Source organism: Mesorhizobium sp. P2_E6 (genome assembly GCF_056403835.1).
Map to the genome: position 1 here is coordinate 227,681 of NZ_JBFUEQ010000001.1, position 17,421 is coordinate 245,101.

The window sequence follows — 17,421 nt, forward strand, 5'->3', positions numbered from 1 at the left end:
ACGAGGTGCCATGTTTCTTGGGAAGCCGTATCGGCATCGGCCGGGGTCCTGTAGTCCCCCACAGGGCCCCGGTTTCTTTTTGCATCGGCATATCCAAAGGGTAGCCCCTCGCGTCGTCACTCCACGACGGCGCTGTGGTCGACCTTGGCCGGCGTCGCCGGCTTGCGCAGCAAAAGAACCAGCGGAACGGCGGCAAGCGAAAGGATCATCATCAGCTTGAAGTCGTTCATGTAGCTGATGATCGTCGCCTGCAGCGTTACCACGCCGTCGAGCGCGGCACGGCCGGCGGCGCTGTAAGGGTTCATCGCCTGGAAGATCGCCTGGTTGCTGAACGCCTGGTTGTAGGGCGTCACATAGGTGGCGATGTTGGCGTGGTTGACCTGGACATTCTGGGTCAAAAGCGCGGTGACTACCGATATGCCGACACTGGAGCCGATGTTACGCGACAGATTGTACAGTCCGGTGCCTTCCGCGCGCCGCTCCGGCGCCAGCGTGGCGAAGGTGATGGTGGTCAGCGGAACGAACAGGAAGCCGAGCCCCGCACCCTGGATGAAGCCGGTGCTGATGATCGTCCATTGCGAGACATCGGGCGTCCAGCCGGTCATGTCGTACATCGCCCAGGCGGTGATCAGCAGGCCGGTCAGGAGAAGCCAGCGTGTATCCACCTTGCCGACCAGCCTGCCGACCAGGAACATGCACGCCATGGTGCCGAGGCCGCGCGGCCCCATGACGATGCCGGCGGTCACCACCGGATAACCCATCAGTGTCTGCAGATAGGGCGTCATCAAGGCCAGCGAGGCGAGATAGGTGATGCCGACGATGAAGATGAATACCATGCCGACGGCGAAATTCCGGTCGAGGAAGAGCCGTGGGTTCACGAACGAGTTGCGGGCGGTGAAGGTGTGGACGAGGAAGATGTAGAAGGCCGACGCGCAGATCAGCGCCTCGACGATGATCTCGGATGACGAGAACCAGTTGAGCTGCTCGCCGCGATCGAGAAACATCTGCAGCGAAGCGATGGTGAGGCTGAGCATGCCGAAGCCCAGCCAGTCCAGCCTTGCTTTGAGGTCGGTCTTGGTTTCCAGGACGAACATCGACACGCCCGCGAAGGCCAGGGCGCCGATCGGCACGTTGATGTAGAACACCCAGCGCCAGCTGACATTTTCGGTCAGCCAGCCGCCGATCACCGGCCCGAGCACCGGTCCGACCATCACCGAAACGCCGAACAGCGCCATGGCCGAGCCGCGCTCTTCCACGCTGTAGATGTCGAGCAGAATGCTCTGCGACAGCGGCACCAGGGCGGCGCCGAACAGGCCCTGCAGCAGGCGGAAGCCGACGATCTGCGGCAGCGACTGCGCGAAGCCGCAAAGCACCGATGCGACGACGAAGCCGGTGATCGAGGTCAGCAGGATGCGCTTGCGGCCGAAACGATTGGCAAGGTAGCCCGAAGGCGGCGTCATCACGGCCGCGGCGACGATATAGGACGTCAGCACCCAGTTGATCTGGTCGGCGCTCGCCGAAACGCTGCCCTGGATGTAGGGAAGCGCCACATTGGCGATGGTCGTGTCCAGCGCCTGCATGATTACGGCCAGGATCACGCAGGCGGTGATGGCGCCGCGATTGGCGACCACCGATGTGCCCCCTGTCGCGGACGCGCTGGTCATGACTTCTGCTCGAACCGGTTGATGAGATCCGTGACGAAGTCCGGCAGGCCGCGCGCATGGCCGGTATCGATGCCGACGACGGCGCTCATCCCGCCGCGCAGCGGCGGTTTGCCCTGGAGATCGTCAATCGTCACGCGCATCGGGATGCGCTGCACGACCTTGACCCAGTTGCCGGTGGTGTTCTGCGCCGGAAGCAGCGAGAAGCTCGACGACGAGGCGGGGCTGATGGATGCGACCGTGCCGTGCCAGAAACTGCCCGGATAGCTGTCGACGCTGATCGTCGCCGTCTGCCCCGGCCGCACATAGGTCAGTTCGGTTTCCTTCGGCTCCGCCGCGATCCACAGGTCCGTCGCCGAAACCAGGCTGAACGCCGGTTGCGATGCCGGCAGGTACTTGCCGACCTGGAGCGCGTCCACATTGGTGACGATGCCGTCGAACGGCGCCTTGACGATCGCATCGCCGAGGTTGCGCTGGGCGTCGTCCACCGCCGACTGGGCCTGCAGGTAGAAGGGGTTCTTCTCGACCGGCTGGCTGGCGTCGCCACCCAGCTGGGCAAGCATCGCCTGTGCCTGCGCCTTGGCGACGGACACTTTCTGGCGGGCGGCATCGAGGTCGTGCTGGGCGCTGTCGAAAGTGGCCTGCGAAGAGGTAGACGTCTTGAGAAGATCCTGCTGACGCTTGAAAGCGGCCTCATAATAGGGAATGTCGGCCTGCGCCTGCTCGATCTGCGCCAGCGACTGCTGGTAACTTGCCTGCAAGGTCAGTACCTGGTTGCGCACCGTTCCCAGCTGGGCCTGGGCCGCGGCAAGAGCGGTTTCGAAGGAGGCCGGCCTCAGGCGGAAAAGCACGTCGCCCTTCTTCACCGCCTCGTTCTCGTGCACGTCGATCTCGGAGACGGTGCCGGAGACGTCGGTGGAAACGCCGAGCGACTGCGCCTGGATGTAGGCATTGTCCGATGTCATGACCTGGCCGCCGACAACGTAGTAATAGCCGCCGACAGCCAGCGCGACGGGAAGCAGGGCGAAAAGGATCGGCCGTGTCAGGCTGCGCCTGGGCTTGACCGGCGCCGCAGGCGCAACCGTCACCATGGCTTGCGGCTGCGGCTCTTTGGAGGGGGCTTCAAGTGCCACCGGCTCCAGTGCAACCGGCGCTTCCAGCTCGCCATCGGCGATGACTGCGCTGGCACGCCTCTGCTCGCGTTCGCTATCCAGCCGGATGATCTGGTCGCTCTTGCGATCCGATGGTTCGTCCTTGCCGGGCTTTTTGGGTGAGGTCGATTCAGTCATGGTCGTTCTCCCGGTCGACGGCTGGCTGAGCGCAAGCCTCGAGCAGATTGGATTTGATCAGGCATAGGGTCTGCAGCAGATGCAGCTGGGCATCCGCCGAAAGGCCGACGAAGGCCTCGTCGCGCGTCTTCTGGCCGTTGCTGCGCATGATTTCGAGCAGCGGATGGGCTTGCGGCGTCAGGTAAAGCAGCCATGCCCGGCGATCAGCCGGATTGGGCCGGCGTTCGATGAAGCCGCGCGCCTCCATCTTGTCGAGCTGCCGGGCGAGCGTGATCGGCATGATCTCGATCAGGTCGGCCAGTTTGTTCTGGTGGATGCCTTCATGCCGGGACAGATAGGCCAGCACCTGCCACTGGGCGCGGGTCAGCCGCGACGCCCGCGACCGCTGTTCGAACCGCTTTCGAAGCAGACGCGCGACATCGTGCAGCACGAAGCTGATGTTGGGTGACGATGGCATGGGAGGGGCTGGTTTTCTGAACGCGACTTTTAGTGAGCATGCTTATTATCATCATGCACATAATCCTGCTGGACGCGGCGCACAAGACGCACTAAGTCCGGAAAAAATGTCGCACGCGCTTGCGGCGCCCCAGAAGGGTCGAGCAACAGGCCGTTGCCGGACAAGGATATGATGATGAATTGGCTAAAGATCGTGACCGTGGCAGCCCTAGCGGGATGGCCCGGCTTTGCGTTCGCAAAGGAGGCGGTCAGTTGTGGCGGCGCCGCCATGCTGGGTGGGGCGCAATTGAACTGCAGCCACGTCGAACCCCAGGCGCCGCCTCAGTTTTGCACGTTTAGCTGGGCTCTGCACACGTCAGCCGGCGATCAGAAAATCGTCGAAGGCACCTTCATGTTGCCGCCCGGAGCTTCGAACGTCACCGTCTACCAGGGCAGCGGTTTCGACAGTGCGCTGTCCGATCCGATCGTGATCTGCCGCGGCAACAAATGAGCAACGCCACCACGCAAGACTCGCTCCTCAGCCGATTGGTGCTATAGGGCGGATCACGCTATTTTGAACCGGCGCATGCGAACTTCGCCTGTTGCCTGGTGGCCAATCATCCGACGGACATCGACATGGACGGACCCAACCCCGACATCAAGCACCCTATCCCGATGCACACCCGCGTCGGCTTCCTCAAGGGATTGGTGAGCGCGCCGAACATCGAGATCGGCGACTACACCTATTACGACGATCCGGACGGGCCGGACAAATTCGCCGAGAAGTGCGTGCTGCATCATTATCCGTTCATTGGCGACAAGCTCATCATCGGCAGGTTCTGCGCCATCGCCGAGGGCGCGCGCTTCATCATGAACGGCGCCAATCACGCCATGTCAGGCTTTTCCACCTATCCGTTCAATATTTTCGGCCATGGCTGGGAAAAGGGTTTTGACCCGGCGACATGGTCGAAGGAAGTGCGCGGCGACACCGTGCTCGGCAACGACGTCTGGATCGGCATGGAGGCGGTGATCCTGCCCGGTGTGACGATCGGCCATGGCGCCATCATTGCCGCGAAATCGGTGGTGACGCATGACGTGCCGCCCTATGCGATTGTCGCCGGCAACCCCGCCAAAATGGTGAAGACGCGTTTCAACGACCGGACGATCAGGCGGCTGCTGGCGGTGGCGTGGTGGGACTGGCCGGTGGACAAGATCAGCCGCAACCTCGATGCTATCCGGGGTGCCGATATTTCTCTTCTGGAGGCAGCAGCTTGAACGCTCTGAATAACACCGTTATCGGCACCGAACTGTTTACGCGCGGGTGGATCTTCATCCGCGGCGTGCCGGCGATGAAGTTCCTGCCGCCGGAAGGGCCGCCGGAAATCGCCTTTGCCGGACGCTCGAATGTTGGCAAGTCGTCGCTGATCAACGCGCTGGTCAACCAGAAGGGACTGGCGCGCACCTCCAACACGCCAGGGCGCACGCAGGAGCTCAACTATTTCGTGCCGGATGGATTTTCCGGCGAGGGCGCCGACCTGCCGCCCTTGGCGCTGGTCGACATGCCGGGCTACGGCTACGCCACCGCGCCGAAGGAGAAGGTCGACGAGTGGACCAAGCTGGTCTTCGACTATCTCAAGGGCCGCGTCACGCTGAAGCGTGTCTATGTGCTGATCGACGCCCGCCACGGCATCAAGGCAAAGGACGACGAAGTGCTGTCGCTGCTCGACAAGGCGGCGGTGTCCTACCAGATCGTGCTGACCAAGACAGACAAGATCAAGGCTGCCGGCGTGCCGCGGCTGATCGAGGAGACGCTGGCAAAGATCAAGAAGCGGCCGGCGGCGTTTCCGTTCGTCCTGGCGACGTCGTCGGAAAAGGCCGAGGGCCTCGACGAGTTGCAGGCTGCGATCGTGTTGGCCGCGAATGGTGGCTAGGGTCTGGCCTCGATTGCAATCGTCTGGTGGCTTTCTTCCGCGGCGAGGCTTTCGGTGCCGTAGGTCTTCAGGAACATGCCGACGCCGGACCTGACGATGTGGTCGATCTCATCCTGGCCCGGGGCTTTGGTGCGGTAGGCGAAGATGCACTGGCGGAATAGACCGGCCAGGCACAGTTCGGTGAACTGGTAGGCGGCAAGATCGACATCGTCGATCCGCAGCAGGCCGCGCTCGATGGCGGCATCGAGAAAGGCCGCGACCTTGTCATGGCCGCGTTTGGGACCGCGTTCGTAAAAACGCGCGCCGAGCTCGGGTATCCGGTCGGATGCGCCGATCACCGTGCGCTGCGCCTGGATGACCTTGGCCGACGTGATCTTGAGGGCAAGCACCTTGCCGAACTTCACCAGCGTCTCGCGCAGGTCGTCGGCGTTATCAAGCACGTCATACATGTTCTTGAAGATCGTGCCGCGCTCTTCCTCGATCAGCGCTTCGAACAGCTCTTCCTTGTTGGCGAAGTAGACATAGATGGTGCCTTTGGAGACGCCGGCCTCGCGCGTGATGTCGTTCATCGACGCAGCCTCAAAACCCTTGTCGATGAACACACGACGGGCGCCCTCGATGATCTGGCTGCGCTTGACCGGGTCCTGGCCTGCCGCCGGGCGGCCGCGGCGCACATGGTCCAGCAGGTCGCCGCACGGGTCGGTTTCGACGTTAGGCTGGGTCTCAACCATAAAAGTCACACCTCGAAAATAATTCGAACCAATCGGTTCGATTGCACTTGATATGGTCCTGTTTCCGCGCTATGTCAACGGCCGGATCGAACCGAACGGTTCAGTATTATAGCTTTATTTTAGAGAGATGTCATGTCCTCGAACGCGCCAGCCACAGCCGAAGTCCGTCCTTTCCCCAATGCCAAGGTCGCTCCGGCGACGGAAGCACCCGAAGTGCCTTTCCAGCCCGCCATCAGCGCGCCGGTGGAAGCACCAGCCAAGAAGAAGCGCTCGGTGCGCTCGTTTCTGCTGCCGATCATCGGCGTTGCCTTGCTGAGCGCCGCCTCCTGGTACGGTTACAACTACTGGACCACGGGTCGCTTCATGATCTCGACGGACGACGCCTATGTCCAGGCCGACATGGCGTTCATCTCGCCCAAGATTTCCGGCTATGTCGATCAGGTCAAGGTGAGCGAGAACCAGTCGGTGAAGGCTGGCGACCCCCTGCTTGTGGTCGATGACGGCGACTACAAGATCGCCGTTGCCCAGGCCGAGGCGCAGATCGCCACCTTGAGCAAGACGCTCGACCGTATCGACGCTCAGACCCAAGCGGCGCGCGCCTCGCTGCAGCAGGCGCAGGCACAGAAGGTCGCTGACCAGGCCGCCGCCGACAATGCGACGAAGGTCGAGGCACGCGCCTCGCAACTGCTCAAGACGCATGTCGGCACGCAGGCACAGCTGGACGATGCCCAGACGGCGGTCCAGCAGGCCAACGCCGCCCTTGTCGGCGCCGACGCGCAGATCGCCGCGGCACAGGCCAATATCGGCGTGCTGCAGGCGCAGCGCGCCGAATCGGCAAGCACGCTGGCTTCCTTGCAGCTCAGCCGCGACAAGGCCGCCCGCGATCTTTCCTTCACCGTGCTCAAGGCGCCTTATGACGGCGTCGTCGGCAACCGCTCGGTCGAGCAAGGCGATCTCGTCAGCCCCGGCCAGAAGCTGGCCGTCATCGTGCCGATGGACAAGCTCTACATCGTCGCCAACTTCAAGGAGACGCAGCTTGCCCGGCTGGTTCCCGGCGAGAAGGTCAAGATCTCGGTCGATGCGACCGACGGCCAGGATTTCGAGGGAACCGTCTCGTCGCTGGCACCGGCTTCGGGTGCGGTGTTCTCGCTGCTGCCGCCCGAAAACGCCACCGGCAATTTCACCAAGGTCGTGCAGCGCGTCCCGGTCCGCATCGATGTGCCGGCCGACGTGCTGAAGAGCGGCAGGCTGCGCGCCGGCTTGAGTGTCGTCGTCGCCGTCGACAGCCGTACCGCGCCTACGGCCTCGAACTGAGCGGCCGCCGGGGAGCAATGCCATGGCCACCGCAACCCTGACAGCAGGAGCGCTGCCGGCGATGCCGGCCGTGCCTGACACCATCTCGACGCGGCGCGTCATCGCCTTCCTGGCGATGGTGTTCGGCATGTTCATGGCCATCCTGGACATCCAGATCGTCTCGGCCTCGCTGGCCGAGATTCAAGCTGGCCTGAGCGCCAGTTCCGACGAGATCCCGTGGGTGCAGACCGCCTATTTGATCGCCGAGGTGGTGATGATCCCGTTGTCGGGATTCCTCAGCCGGATGCTGTCGACGCGCGTGCTGTTCACGATCTCGGCGGCCGGCTTCACCGCGGCCAGCGCGCTGGCCGCGACCGCCACCAACATCGACCAGATGATCGTCTACCGTGCCGTCCAGGGCTTCATCGGCGGTGGCATGATCCCCAGCGTCTTTGCCGCTGCCTTCACCATTTTCCCGCCGTCGCGCCGCGCCGTGGTCTCGCCGATGATCGGCCTTGTGGCGACGCTGGCGCCGACCATCGGCCCGACCGTTGGCGGCTATATCAGCCATGCCATGTCCTGGCATTGGCTGTTCCTCATCAATGTCGTGCCCGGCATCCTGGTGACGACGGCGGCCTGGACGCTGATCGACTTCGACAAGCCCAATCTCAAGCTGTTCAGCAAGTTCGACTGGTGGGGCCTCGCCGGGATGGCCGCCTTCCTGGGTTGCATGGAATATGTGCTCGAGGAAGGCCCGAACAACGACTGGCTGCAGGACCAGGGCGTATTCATCTGCGCCATCGTCATGACCGTGGGCGCCGTGCTGTTCTTCTGGCGTGTGTTCACCGCCGAGGAGCCGATCGTCGACCTGAAGGCGTTCACCAACGTCAACTTTGCCTTCGGCTCACTGTTCTCCTTCGTCATCGGCATCGGCCTCTATGGCCTGACCTATCTTTATCCGGTGTTCCTCGGGCGCATCCGCGGCTACGATTCGATGATGATCGGCGAGGCGCTGTTCGTCAGCGGCCTGGCGATGTTCCTCACCGCGCCGGTCTCGGGCATCCTGTCGAGCAAGATGGACCCGCGCCTGATGATGATGGTCGGCTTCTTCGGCTTCGCCACCGGAACCTGGTGGATGACGCATCTGACCGCCGACTGGGATTTTTATGAGCTGCTCATTCCCCAGATCCTGCGCGGCTGTTCGATGATGCTGTGCATGGTGCCGATCAACAACCTGGCACTCGGCACCTTGCCGCCAGACCGGTTGAAGAATGCGTCCGGCCTGTTCAATCTCACCCGCAACCTCGGCGGCGCCGTCGGCCTGGCCGTCATCAACACCGTGCTGATCGACCGCAACGCGTTCCACTACGCCAGGCTCTCCGAGCACGTGCAGTGGGGCAGTGCCGCCGCGCAGCAAAAGCTGCAGAACATGACGCTCAATTTCGAGCAGACCGCCGGCCTCGACGCGACCAGCGCGGCGATCTCCAAGCTGTCGGGCATGGTGCAGCAGCAGGCCGCGCTGCTGTCCTTCATGGACGTGTTCTTCCTGCTGACGGTGCTGTTTGCGACGCTCGGGCTGTTCACCATGCTGATCCGCAAGCCGGCTGCGGCCGGCGGCGGCGGTGGCGGCCACTGATACCAAACGTGGACAGCAGTTTCGGGAAGCTCCTCCAGTCCACGCCCGAAAAGCTCTGACCGCGCAAAAAAACTCCGGGCCGCAAGCCCGGAGTTTTTCGTATTCGGATTAGAGCACAGGAATTGCGTCAAAAAGAGATATGTCAGGCCGTGGCGGGCTTGAAGGTCAGCGCCACGCCGTTGATGCAGTGGCGCAGGCCCGTCGGCGCCGGGCCGTCATCGAAGACGTGGCCGAGATGGCCGCCGCAGCGGTGGCAATGTGCCTCGGTGCGGGTCATGCCGAGCGACCTGTCAACGGTCGTGCCGATGGCCTTGGGAATCTCCTGCCAGAAGCTTGGCCAGCCGGTGCCGGAATCGAATTTCGTCTCGGACGGATAGACCGGCAGGTCGCAGCCGGCACAGGCAAAGATGCCCTTGCGGTGTTCGTTGAGCAGCGGGCTGGTGCCGGGATATTCCGTGCCTTCCTTGCGCAGCACGTCGAAGGCGGCCGGCGACAGGATGGCTTTCCACTCGGCATCGGTCTTGGTGACCTCGAAGGTTTCGGCAGCCTGTGCGGGCTGTGATTTGCCCATGCGCAGCATCGTTGCGGCAGCCCCGGCGACGCCGATGGCGGCGGCACCGCTCAAAAGAAAGTCGCGACGGTTCATGACCAGTTCCTCCTGTCGTCTCTTTTGCCAAACTATACCGCCAGGCGGAAATCAAAAGCCGGTGACGGTGGCCCTCGAACGAACACTCCGCGCCGTTCCACATCTGAACGTGGGCGGCGCGGAGTGCGCGGGCCGGTTGCGGGTCACGGGAGCGAGACCATGCAATCGACGGAGAGCCCTTGCTGCAATTTCGTCGGCAGCAGGCCCCTTGTTACATCTTCGCCCCCCTTTTTACATTTTGGGGAGCAGAACCTTGTCGATGACGTGGATGACGCCATTGGACTGTTCGACATCGGCGATCGTCACATTGGCGACGTTGCCGTTCTCGTCGGTCACGGTGACCTTGCCGCCGTCGGCCTTAAGCGACAGTTCGCAGCCGCCAACCGTCTTGACCTTGTGGGTGCCGCCATCGGCTTTGGCCATCGCGGCGACGTCCGCCCCCATCGCCTTGGCGCCGATGACATGGCAGGTCAGGATCTTGGTGAGCTTGTCCTTGTTCTCGGGCTTGAGCAGCATTTCGACCGTGCCGGCCGGCAGCGCGGCAAAGGCGTCGTTGGTCGGCGCGAACACCGTGAACGGACCAGCGCCTTGCAGCGTGTCGACAAGGCCGGCCGCCTTGACCGCGGCGACCAGCGTCGTGTGGTCCTTCGAATTGACGGCGTTGTCGACGATGGTCTTGCTGGCAAACATGGCAGCGCCGCCAACCATCGGGTTTTCGGCATAGGCCGCAGTGGCAAGAGCCGAAACAGCGATCGCGCTGGCAAGCAAAAGGGTGGCGTATTTACGCATGATGTCAAACTCCTCGGGTTTTTCTCTTCCCATCTTTGGGGACGCGAGGAGATACGGGATACAAATGCGGGAGTTTCAGAAACATCGGGATTTTTTATTTTTATTTGCACCGCAGGGTGATTTTCACACAATACGTTTTGTCCACTCACTGGCGCGGTTAGACGTCATATGCGAAAAATAGACTGAAAGTCTTCTATGTCAGCGATAAAGCCGGTCAGATGCTCTTCAGATCGCCCGCCGCGACCACCGGTCCGGTCGGCTGGCCGGTCGGCGAACCGCCTGCCGGCTCGAGGCTGACGGCGAGCACCGCGCCCTGGGCGAGCTTCTGCTGGGCAGCCGGCGAGACGACAATATGCGCAGTGGCGCCGGTCGGGATGACGCCCATCGAGACCGGCGGGTTCTTGCCCTCGATCATCCACAGCTCGAAGTCCTTGCCGGCGGCACGCTCGCCGGAGACATGCGACAGGCCGACCTCGTGATGCGCGGCGTCATAGACGGCGAGATATTTGACATCGCTGCCTTCGGCGGCCAGCGAGGCGACGAGGCGCGCCTGCGGCTGCTCGACCGGCGGGTTGAGGGTGGGCACGGCGATGTAGATCGCCAAAGCGGCGACCGCCGCAGCAGCGAGGCCGCGCCAGAAGGCCAGGCTGGACCACAGCCCGCCGCGCGATTCGGTGGGCGTGGTCACGGCCGCGGTGGACGTGAACAGGCGGCGATCGATCGCAGCCTTGACCGAAGCCGGCGGCTCGATTTCCGGGTAGGCGGCGGCCAGCGGCGAGAACGAGACCTCCCAGCTGTCGACAAGACGGGCGAACTCGGTCTCCGCATCGATGCGCCTGGACGCGATCTGCCGCTCCTCCGCCGGCAGCACGCCGAGAACGTATTCGGCGGCGAGCAGGTCGTCGCCTCCACGTTCCGGTCCGTTGTCTTCCGCCAGCGTCATCTTTCCAGACATTCTCTGAGTTTCAACAGGCTGCGGCGCAGCCAGGTACGCATCGTGTTCAACGGTACGCCATGCCTCTCCGCCAGTTCGGCATAGCTCTCGCCCTTGAGATAGGCGCCACGGACGGCCGCCGCTCGGTCCTTTTCCAACTCGTCGAGACAATGATGGATGCGTTCGGATTCACCGCCCGCCACCACCATCGCTTCAGGCCCTGGCGTCGGATCGGCCACGTCGAGCGCGGCATCGATATCGAGGCCGGGCTTGCGTCGCGCTCTGACGCGATCGATCGCGTGGTTGCGCGCGATCGCCACCAGCCAGGAGATCGGGCTCAAGTCTGAGACGGCAAAACGGTCCGCCTTCGTCCAGATCTTGACGAAGACTTCCTGCAGGGCTTCTTCGGCATCTCCCCGGTCGTTCAATACACGAAGGCAGACGCCGAAAAGTTTCGCACTGGTCTGCCGGTAGAGCAGATCGAACGCAGCCCGATCCTTCATCGAAGTCCGGACGATCAGCTTGGTGATGTCCTGCGGCGTCATGCAGGCAAGTTAGGGGATTGAAACGTATTTGCAACGACGGAAATCGCCTTGTGCACGCCAGACTTTGCCGCATTGCCGGCCCGGATCTGCCCGTCGATTGCCAATGAAATCGCCACTGGCTAGCTTGTCTTCCCACTGTGAGGAAAACGCGCATGTCGGTTGAACATACATTGTGGGCCCAAGATGCAACCGGCCTTGCCGACCTGGTTCGCAAGGGCGAGGTCTCACCAATCGAGCTGACCGAAGCGGCGATCGCCCGCGCCGAGGCCACCCGTCCCGATATCAATGCCACGGCGGAGCCGCTTTATGATGCCGCGCGGGCCCAGGCGAAGACCGTCGACCGCTCGCTGCCGCTGGCCGGCATTCCCTTTGCCATCAAGGATCTCGGCATCGCCATCAAGGGCGTCGCGACGCATGGCGGCAGCCGTATTCCGGCATGGCGGGCGGATGTCAATTCGGTGCTGACCGATCGCTACCTCGCCGCCGGCCTCATTCCGATCGTCACGTCGACGTCGCCGGAATACGGGCTTCGGCTGATGACCGAATCCAAGGCCTTCGGCATCACCCGCAATCCCTGGAACACCGGCCATACCAGCGGCGGCTCATCCGGGGGTGCGGCGGCGCTGGTCGCTGCCGGCGTCGTGCCGGTGGCGCATGCCTCGGATGGCGGCGGCTCGATCCGGGTGCCTGCCGCCTGCACCGGGCTTGTCGGCCTGAAGACGTCGCGCGGCCGCATACCGCTGACGCCGCTGGTGAGCGAGAGCTGGTACGGCATGGTCGTCGACCATGCGCTCACCCGCTCGGTGCGCGACTGCGCGCTGCTGCTCGACCTCACCCACGGTCCAGATCTTTTGACGCCCTATGCGGCGCCGTCGCCCAAGGGCAGCTTCGTTGCAGCTGCCGCGCGCGATCCCGGCAAGCTCAGGCTGGCCGTGTACCGCAAGTCGCCGCTCGGCCTGCCGGTCTCGGCCGAGACGCTTGTCGCGCTCGACGTGGCGGTGGCGCTGGCCCGCGAGGGCGGCCATACGGTCGCGGATATCGATCTGCCCTTTATCGGGCGCGATTTCTTCGCCGATTTTGCCACCGGCGTGGCCTCTGCCGTCGCCGGCACGATGCGGGCCGAGGCGCTGCGTGTCGGCCGTTCCGTTCTGGGCGACATCGAGCGCGCGACGCGCATCCTCGCCCGCTTCGGTGAATTGGTGTCGGCCGGCGAGATCTATGCCGGCCTGCAGCGGCTGCATGCGACCTCGCGACAGCTGATCGCGGAGACAGCGCGATATGATGCGGTGCTGATGCCGATCATCGCCCACCCGCCGCTCGCCTGCGGCGCCATGGACCCGAAAGGCGCTGACGAACTCATCGAGAACCTGCTCGACAAGCTTCATCTCACCGCCTTGCTGAAACTGAAGCCATTGCTCGGCCAGCTGATGGACAAGAGCCTCGGGTTCACCCATTGGCCGGCGATCCAGAATGTCAGCGGCCAGCCGTCGATCGCGCTGCCGGTCCATGTCACCGATGCCGGCCTGCCGCTCGGCATCCAGGCGGTGGGCCGGCCGGGCGACGAGGAGACACTGCTGTCGCTTGCCGCGCAGATGGAGAAGATCTCGGGTTGGTTGGGCCGCAGGGCGCCGCTGAGCGTGCCGTCATGATGACGACGTCGTGAGGCGCTCGAATATGACAGCAAAGCCATTTGCGGCTGGCCCCAATTCCCGCTAAGACGCCGCCGTCCTTACCTGATGCATCATGCATAAACCAAGTGCATGTCGCCCAAGAGTGCCCAGCAGTTTTGGGACGACGACATGCACAAAACCAAAAGCCAGGAACCACGCCGATGACGGAAATCACCGCCACCGCCGAAATGCAGGCCGCCCTGCTTTCGCGGGCGCTGCCTTACATGCAGCGCTACGAGCACAAGACGGTCGTGGTGAAATATGGCGGCCACGCCATGGGCGATATCGAGCTCGGCAAGGCTTTCGCGCGCGACATCGCGCTGTTGAAGCAATCGGGCGTCAACCCGATCGTCGTCCATGGCGGCGGCCCGCAGATCGGCGCCATGCTGGCCAAGATGGGCATCGAATCCAAGTTCGAGGGCGGCCTGCGCGTCACCGACCAGAAGACGGTCGAGATCGTCGAGATGGTGCTGGCCGGCTCGATCAACAAGGAGATCGTGGCGTTGATCAACGCCGAGGGCGAATGGGCGATCGGCCTGTGCGGCAAAGACGGCAACATGGTCTTCGCCGAAAAGGCGCGCAAGACGATGATCGATCCGGACTCCAACATCGAACGCGTGCTCGATCTGGGCTTCGTCGGCGAGCCGGTCGAGGTCGACCGTACCTTGCTCGACCTTCTGGCGCGCTCCGAAATGATCCCGGTGCTGGCGCCGGTGGCGCCCGGCCGCGACGGCCACACCTACAACATCAACGCCGACACCTTCGCCGGCGCCATTGCCGGCGCCTGCCAGGCAACGCGCCTGCTGTTCCTCACCGACGTGCCCGGCGTGCTCGACAAGAACAAGAAGCTGATCGACGAACTGACCGTGGCCGAGGCCAAGGCGCTGATCAAGGACGGCACGGTCTCGGGCGGCATGATCCCCAAGGTCGAAACCTGCATCGAGGCGATCGAGCGCGGCGTCGAAGGCGTCGTTATCCTCAACGGCAAGACGCCGCATTCGGTGCTGCTTGAGCTGTTCACCGAACACGGCGCCGGCACGCTGATCGTGCCCTGAGCCGCCCTTTGGTCTTCCGCTGCCGCCAATCGATCAGGCGGGCTGCGGAAGGCGCGCGATGACCTTGATTTCGAAATCGAAGCCCGCCAGCCAGTTCACGCCCACCGCGGTCCAGTTCGGGTAGGGCGGTTCGCCGAACGCCTTCAGGCGAACGGCGTCGATCGCTGCCCATTGCGTGGCCGGATCTGTGTGGAAGGTGGTCACGTCGACGATGTCGTCGAACGTGCAGCCGGCGGCCTTCAGCACCGCGGCGAGGTTGTCGAAAGCCAGCTGGACCTGCCTTTCGAAGATCGGCTCGGCCGACCCATCCTCGCGACTGCCGACCTGGCCAGAGACGAACAGGAAGTCGCCCGAGCGGATCGCCGCCGAGTAACGGTTGATCTCGTAGAGAGCCTGCCGGCCGGCTGGGAAGATCGCGTCGCGTTTGGTCATAGTTCACTCCATTTCAAACAAGGCAGCCCCGACCTCCGGGCGTCGCGAATTGGCTTCGCCGGCAGGGCGAGGGTCGTTCGCAAGGCTTCGGGTTCCTGGATCGCTGCGCTCCACTGCGCGGGACGGCTATTGACATACGTCCCGTATGTTGATGTGGGTGCATACGCTGCGTATGTCAATACGCATACGCTGCGTATATTAATCCAAGAGACGAGCGGTCAGGCGTTCGGTGAGACCCCGATCCCAGGCAAAGCCGGTTTGCGCGCCTGATGTCGAACGGTCATCGATTGCTCCTCGGCGTCCTGCGGCGCACCCCAGAACTCGGCAAGCGTCGGGCCGTCTTTCACCCGGCCGTCACGGACCAGAAATCCCCAGACCTCACGGAACCAGACGCGGCGCCCCATCTGCGTGTACCAGCGCATCGAATGCCGCTGCTCGGGGTCCTTGTGGAACAGGATGCGCGCCAGCGCCTTCGGCCGCGATTGCACCGCCAGTTCGATCAGCTTGACGCTGAAAAACAGCATCCACGGCTTCAGCCGCGTCATCTGCAGCACCTGGTGTTTGTAGTCCCACAGGCGGGCATCTTTCTGGATTACCTTGCGGTCCCGCGCGATCCTGAAGAACGGTGTCCAGCGATGCGGCGTGACATAAAGCGCCTGGATTTGGTCGGGATCGTAGGCGATGAGCTGGCGAAAGCCGCGCCACAGGTCGCGAAAGCCTTCATCCTCGAAGCCGGCCACCCAGGTCGCCATCGACAGGATGCCGTTGAGGCGCAGCAGCCTTATCGCCTCGCGGTCGGATGAGGTGCTGCCGCCCTTGCGGATCAATGCAAGCGTCTGTTCGTCGGTGTTTTCCATGCCGAGCAGCCAGCGGATGACGCCCGCCTTGCGGTAGAGATGCAGGATGTCGGCATCGCGTACGATGTCGTCGGCACGGGTCGAGCCGACGATCAGCACCGGCACGTTCTCGGCGATCATGGCGTCGAGAAAAGCGCGCCAGGCCTTCTTCGATACGGTCGGGTTCTCGTCGGCAAGGTTGATCAGCTCGACACCGTGCTCGCGGTGCAGCCAGGCAATCTCCTTGGCGAATTTCACCGGATCGCGATGCCGCCAGCGGGTCCAGAAGCCGCGCTGGCCGCAATAATTGCACAGATGCGGGCAGCCGCGCGAAAACTGCATGACCACGGCACGCTTGCCGCCCCAATAGCTGTAGCTGATATGGTCGATCAACTCCCAGCCGACACGGTAGGCGTCGAGATCGGCGATGGTCATTGCCGGCTGCGTGGCGAAGGGACGGCGCAGATCGTCGCGAAAGGCGATGCCCGCCACGCTTGCAGGCGGCTGGTGCATTTCCAGCGCCTCGACCAACGCCACCACAGTCGCCTCGCCCTCGCCGCGCACGATGAAGTCGAAGACGTCCGTTTCAGCCAGGATGTCGCCCCAGTGGTAGGTCGGAAACACGCCGCCATAGATGATGATGGTCGCCGGCTCGCGCTGCTTGATCATGCCGGCTATCAGCAAGGCGGTCGGGTGCGCCGAGGTCGAGCCGGAATGGCCGATCAGGACGAAATCGGGGTCATCGTCCAGGGCATTGCGCACCACCATGTCGAGCGGCATCGACCCGAACTCGGCGTCGACGAGGCGCACCTCATGGCCGGCATCGATCAGCGGGCCGCCGAGCGCCAACAGGCCGAGCGGTGGCAGGTGATCGTCCGGCACGCGGCTGCCGATGGCGGTGTGCGGTGGATTGATCAGGACGATTTTCATGGCGGACCTCCGGCAGTTGGTCCACGGATGTTGGCCGGCGATATGGACGCCCGATTGGCCTGTTTCAGCAGTTTGCGTGCAGCTTTTCCGCAGGGATGGGCAGGGCAGGCACCATTACCGCCTGAGGTGGCCGAGCGGCACGTGGCCGGGGCCCTTGATGTTCTGCAGCACCAGCTGGGTGTGGACGTCGCGCACACCGTCGAGCCGCATCAGCCGGTGCATGACGAAAGCATTGAGCTCGTCGACCGACGGCACCATGACGTGCAGCAGGAAATCGTGGTCGCCGGTCATCGTCCAGCATGACGATACCTCGTCCATGCGCTGCACGGCGGCGATGAAGCTTTCGGGCGAGCCGTCGCTGTGGCTGACAAGGCGCACCTGGATGAACACCTCGACCATCAGGCCGACCGCGCGGCGGCTGATCACCGCGGCAAAACCCTTGATGATACCGGCCTCCTGCAGCGCCTCGAAACGTCGTGCGCATGGGGTCGTCGACAGCCCGATCTCTTGCGCCAGCTCGGACACCGGCTTGCGCCCGTCGCGCTGCAGGACCTCGAGCATCCTGATCTCGAAATCATCGAATTGAGGCATTTTCACTCCATGAAAGC

General features: G+C 63.5%; 18 protein-coding genes. 7 read left to right on the top strand and 11 right to left on the bottom strand.

The genetic code is table 11. The features are described 5' to 3' along the window. Window positions 1-116 precede the first annotated feature (116 nt). The 3 genes from AC1D08_RS01060 to AC1D08_RS01070 are packed head-to-tail and all read right to left on the bottom strand — an operon-like array spanning window position 117 to window position 3,407. Complete coding sequence (locus AC1D08_RS01060) at window positions 117-1,664, bottom strand: DHA2 family efflux MFS transporter permease subunit (protein WP_457151956.1); 1,548 nt, start codon at window positions 1,662-1,664, stop codon at window positions 117-119. Beyond that, complete coding sequence (locus AC1D08_RS01065; protein ID WP_457151955.1) at window positions 1,661-2,950, bottom strand: HlyD family secretion protein; 1,290 nt, start codon at window positions 2,948-2,950, stop codon at window positions 1,661-1,663. Before AC1D08_RS01065 ends, AC1D08_RS01060 begins: the two co-directional genes overlap by 4 nt. Next, window positions 2,943-3,407, bottom strand: a complete 465-nt coding sequence (locus tag AC1D08_RS01070) for a MarR family winged helix-turn-helix transcriptional regulator (RefSeq protein ID WP_457151954.1) — start codon at window positions 3,405-3,407, stop codon at window positions 2,943-2,945. The genes AC1D08_RS01065 and AC1D08_RS01070 overlap by 8 nt, the downstream gene beginning before the upstream one ends. A gap of 168 nt (window positions 3,408-3,575) precedes the next feature. On the opposite strand from AC1D08_RS01070, the gene AC1D08_RS01075 reads away from it, so the two are divergent. From AC1D08_RS01075 to yihA, 3 genes are all read left to right on the top strand, one after another. After that, window positions 3,576-3,896: a hypothetical protein gene (locus AC1D08_RS01075; RefSeq protein ID WP_477422418.1), complete on the top strand. Its 321-nt coding sequence runs from the start codon at window positions 3,576-3,578 to the stop codon at window positions 3,894-3,896. A gap of 125 nt (window positions 3,897-4,021) precedes the next feature. Then, window positions 4,022-4,660 carry a CatB-related O-acetyltransferase gene (locus AC1D08_RS01080; RefSeq protein WP_184872944.1) on the top strand — a complete coding sequence of 213 codons (639 nt, stop codon included), beginning with the start codon at window positions 4,022-4,024 and terminating at the stop codon, window positions 4,658-4,660. Further along, entirely contained in the window at window positions 4,657-5,316 is a 660-nt protein-coding gene (gene yihA, locus AC1D08_RS01085) for a ribosome biogenesis GTP-binding protein YihA/YsxC (protein ID WP_095083510.1), read from the top strand. Before AC1D08_RS01080 ends, yihA begins: the two co-directional genes overlap by 4 nt. Here yihA and AC1D08_RS01090 read toward each other — a convergent pair. After that, window positions 5,313-6,047 carry a TetR/AcrR family transcriptional regulator gene (locus AC1D08_RS01090; RefSeq protein WP_457151647.1) on the bottom strand — a complete coding sequence of 245 codons (735 nt, stop codon included), beginning with the start codon at window positions 6,045-6,047 and terminating at the stop codon, window positions 5,313-5,315. The two genes, yihA and AC1D08_RS01090, sit on opposite strands and share 4 nt — an antisense overlap. A gap of 132 nt (window positions 6,048-6,179) precedes the next feature. Here AC1D08_RS01090 and AC1D08_RS01095 point away from each other — a divergent pair, with 132 nt between their 5' ends. Both AC1D08_RS01095 and AC1D08_RS01100 read left to right on the top strand, forming a co-directional pair. Then, entirely contained in the window at window positions 6,180-7,361 is a 1,182-nt protein-coding gene (locus tag AC1D08_RS01095; RefSeq protein WP_457151646.1) for an HlyD family secretion protein, read from the top strand. A 61-nt stretch (window positions 7,362-7,422) separates the two neighbouring features. After that, window positions 7,423-8,976 (top strand): DHA2 family efflux MFS transporter permease subunit, encoded by a 1,554-nt coding sequence (locus AC1D08_RS01100; RefSeq protein WP_457151649.1) that lies wholly within the window; start codon window positions 7,423-7,425, stop codon window positions 8,974-8,976. Window positions 8,977-9,118: 142 nt separating this feature from the next. Here the strand turns inward: AC1D08_RS01100 and msrB are convergent, their stop codons facing one another. The 4 genes from msrB to AC1D08_RS01120 form a co-directional block, all read right to left on the bottom strand. After that, the gene (gene msrB / locus AC1D08_RS01105) at window positions 9,119-9,622 is read right to left on the bottom strand and encodes a peptide-methionine (R)-S-oxide reductase MsrB (RefSeq protein ID WP_457151645.1); all 504 of its coding nucleotides are present in this window, start codon (window positions 9,620-9,622) and stop codon (window positions 9,119-9,121) included. Between the two features lie 231 nt (window positions 9,623-9,853). Continuing rightward, on the bottom strand, window positions 9,854-10,411 hold the full coding sequence (locus AC1D08_RS01110; RefSeq protein ID WP_457151644.1) for a fasciclin domain-containing protein: 558 nt from the start codon (window positions 10,409-10,411) through the stop codon (window positions 9,854-9,856). Window positions 10,412-10,625: 214 nt separating this feature from the next. Next, window positions 10,626-11,354: an anti-sigma factor gene (locus AC1D08_RS01115; RefSeq protein ID WP_457151648.1), complete on the bottom strand. Its 729-nt coding sequence runs from the start codon at window positions 11,352-11,354 to the stop codon at window positions 10,626-10,628. Then, window positions 11,351-11,890: a sigma-70 family RNA polymerase sigma factor gene (locus tag AC1D08_RS01120; RefSeq protein WP_457151643.1), complete on the bottom strand. Its 540-nt coding sequence runs from the start codon at window positions 11,888-11,890 to the stop codon at window positions 11,351-11,353. Before AC1D08_RS01120 ends, AC1D08_RS01115 begins: the two co-directional genes overlap by 4 nt. 152 nt (window positions 11,891-12,042) lie before the next feature. Between AC1D08_RS01120 and AC1D08_RS01125 the strand changes: the two genes are divergently transcribed. Together AC1D08_RS01125 and argB are read left to right on the top strand one after the other, a co-directional pair. Beyond that, complete coding sequence (locus tag AC1D08_RS01125; protein WP_477422421.1) at window positions 12,043-13,539, top strand: amidase; 1,497 nt, start codon at window positions 12,043-12,045, stop codon at window positions 13,537-13,539. 182 nt (window positions 13,540-13,721) lie between these two features. Next, window positions 13,722-14,615: an acetylglutamate kinase gene (gene argB, locus AC1D08_RS01130; RefSeq protein ID WP_112559011.1), complete on the top strand. Its 894-nt coding sequence runs from the start codon at window positions 13,722-13,724 to the stop codon at window positions 14,613-14,615. 33 nt (window positions 14,616-14,648) lie between these two features. On the opposite strand, the gene AC1D08_RS01135 is transcribed toward argB, so the two are convergent. The 3 genes from AC1D08_RS01135 to AC1D08_RS01145 form a co-directional block, all read right to left on the bottom strand. Continuing rightward, window positions 14,649-15,047, bottom strand: coding sequence for a RidA family protein (locus tag AC1D08_RS01135; protein WP_457151641.1), 399 nt, complete (start codon window positions 15,045-15,047; stop codon window positions 14,649-14,651). Between the two features lie 218 nt (window positions 15,048-15,265). Beyond that, a complete protein-coding gene (gene bchE, locus AC1D08_RS01140) occupies window positions 15,266-16,813 on the bottom strand; it encodes a magnesium-protoporphyrin IX monomethyl ester anaerobic oxidative cyclase (protein ID WP_477422423.1) in 1,548 nt (515 codons plus the stop codon). 114 nt (window positions 16,814-16,927) lie between these two features. Continuing rightward, window positions 16,928-17,404: an Lrp/AsnC family transcriptional regulator gene (locus AC1D08_RS01145; RefSeq protein WP_457151639.1), complete on the bottom strand. Its 477-nt coding sequence runs from the start codon at window positions 17,402-17,404 to the stop codon at window positions 16,928-16,930. Window positions 17,405-17,421: the final 17 nt, after the last annotated feature.

What these genes read in the sequence shown, in the direction of transcription:
- AC1D08_RS01060 (WP_457151956.1), bottom strand. Translation starts at nt 1,664, where the DNA reads ATGACCAGCGCGTCCGCGACAGGGGGCACATCGGTGGTCGCCAATCGC.
- AC1D08_RS01065 (WP_457151955.1), bottom strand. Translation starts at nt 2,950, where the DNA reads ATGACTGAATCGACCTCACCCAAAAAGCCCGGCAAGGACGAACCATCG.
- AC1D08_RS01070 (WP_457151954.1), bottom strand. Translation starts at nt 3,407, where the DNA reads ATGCCATCGTCACCCAACATCAGCTTCGTGCTGCACGATGTCGCGCGT.
- AC1D08_RS01075 (WP_477422418.1), top strand. Translation starts at nt 3,576, where the DNA reads ATGATGATGAATTGGCTAAAGATCGTGACCGTGGCAGCCCTAGCGGGA.
- AC1D08_RS01080 (WP_184872944.1), top strand. Translation starts at nt 4,022, where the DNA reads ATGGACGGACCCAACCCCGACATCAAGCACCCTATCCCGATGCACACC.
- AC1D08_RS01090 (WP_457151647.1), bottom strand. Translation starts at nt 6,047, where the DNA reads ATGGTTGAGACCCAGCCTAACGTCGAAACCGACCCGTGCGGCGACCTG.
- AC1D08_RS01095 (WP_457151646.1), top strand. Translation starts at nt 6,180, where the DNA reads ATGTCCTCGAACGCGCCAGCCACAGCCGAAGTCCGTCCTTTCCCCAAT.
- AC1D08_RS01100 (WP_457151649.1), top strand. Translation starts at nt 7,423, where the DNA reads ATGCCGGCCGTGCCTGACACCATCTCGACGCGGCGCGTCATCGCCTTC.
- msrB (WP_457151645.1), bottom strand. Translation starts at nt 9,622, where the DNA reads ATGAACCGTCGCGACTTTCTTTTGAGCGGTGCCGCCGCCATCGGCGTC.
- AC1D08_RS01110 (WP_457151644.1), bottom strand. Translation starts at nt 10,411, where the DNA reads ATGCGTAAATACGCCACCCTTTTGCTTGCCAGCGCGATCGCTGTTTCG.
- AC1D08_RS01115 (WP_457151648.1), bottom strand. Translation starts at nt 11,354, where the DNA reads ATGACGCTGGCGGAAGACAACGGACCGGAACGTGGAGGCGACGACCTG.
- AC1D08_RS01120 (WP_457151643.1), bottom strand. Translation starts at nt 11,890, where the DNA reads ATGACGCCGCAGGACATCACCAAGCTGATCGTCCGGACTTCGATGAAG.
- AC1D08_RS01125 (WP_477422421.1), top strand. Translation starts at nt 12,043, where the DNA reads ATGTCGGTTGAACATACATTGTGGGCCCAAGATGCAACCGGCCTTGCC.
- argB (WP_112559011.1), top strand. Translation starts at nt 13,722, where the DNA reads ATGACGGAAATCACCGCCACCGCCGAAATGCAGGCCGCCCTGCTTTCG.
- AC1D08_RS01135 (WP_457151641.1), bottom strand. Translation starts at nt 15,047, where the DNA reads ATGACCAAACGCGACGCGATCTTCCCAGCCGGCCGGCAGGCTCTCTAC.
- bchE (WP_477422423.1), bottom strand. Translation starts at nt 16,813, where the DNA reads ATGAAAATCGTCCTGATCAATCCACCGCACACCGCCATCGGCAGCCGC.
- AC1D08_RS01145 (WP_457151639.1), bottom strand. Translation starts at nt 17,404, where the DNA reads ATGCCTCAATTCGATGATTTCGAGATCAGGATGCTCGAGGTCCTGCAG.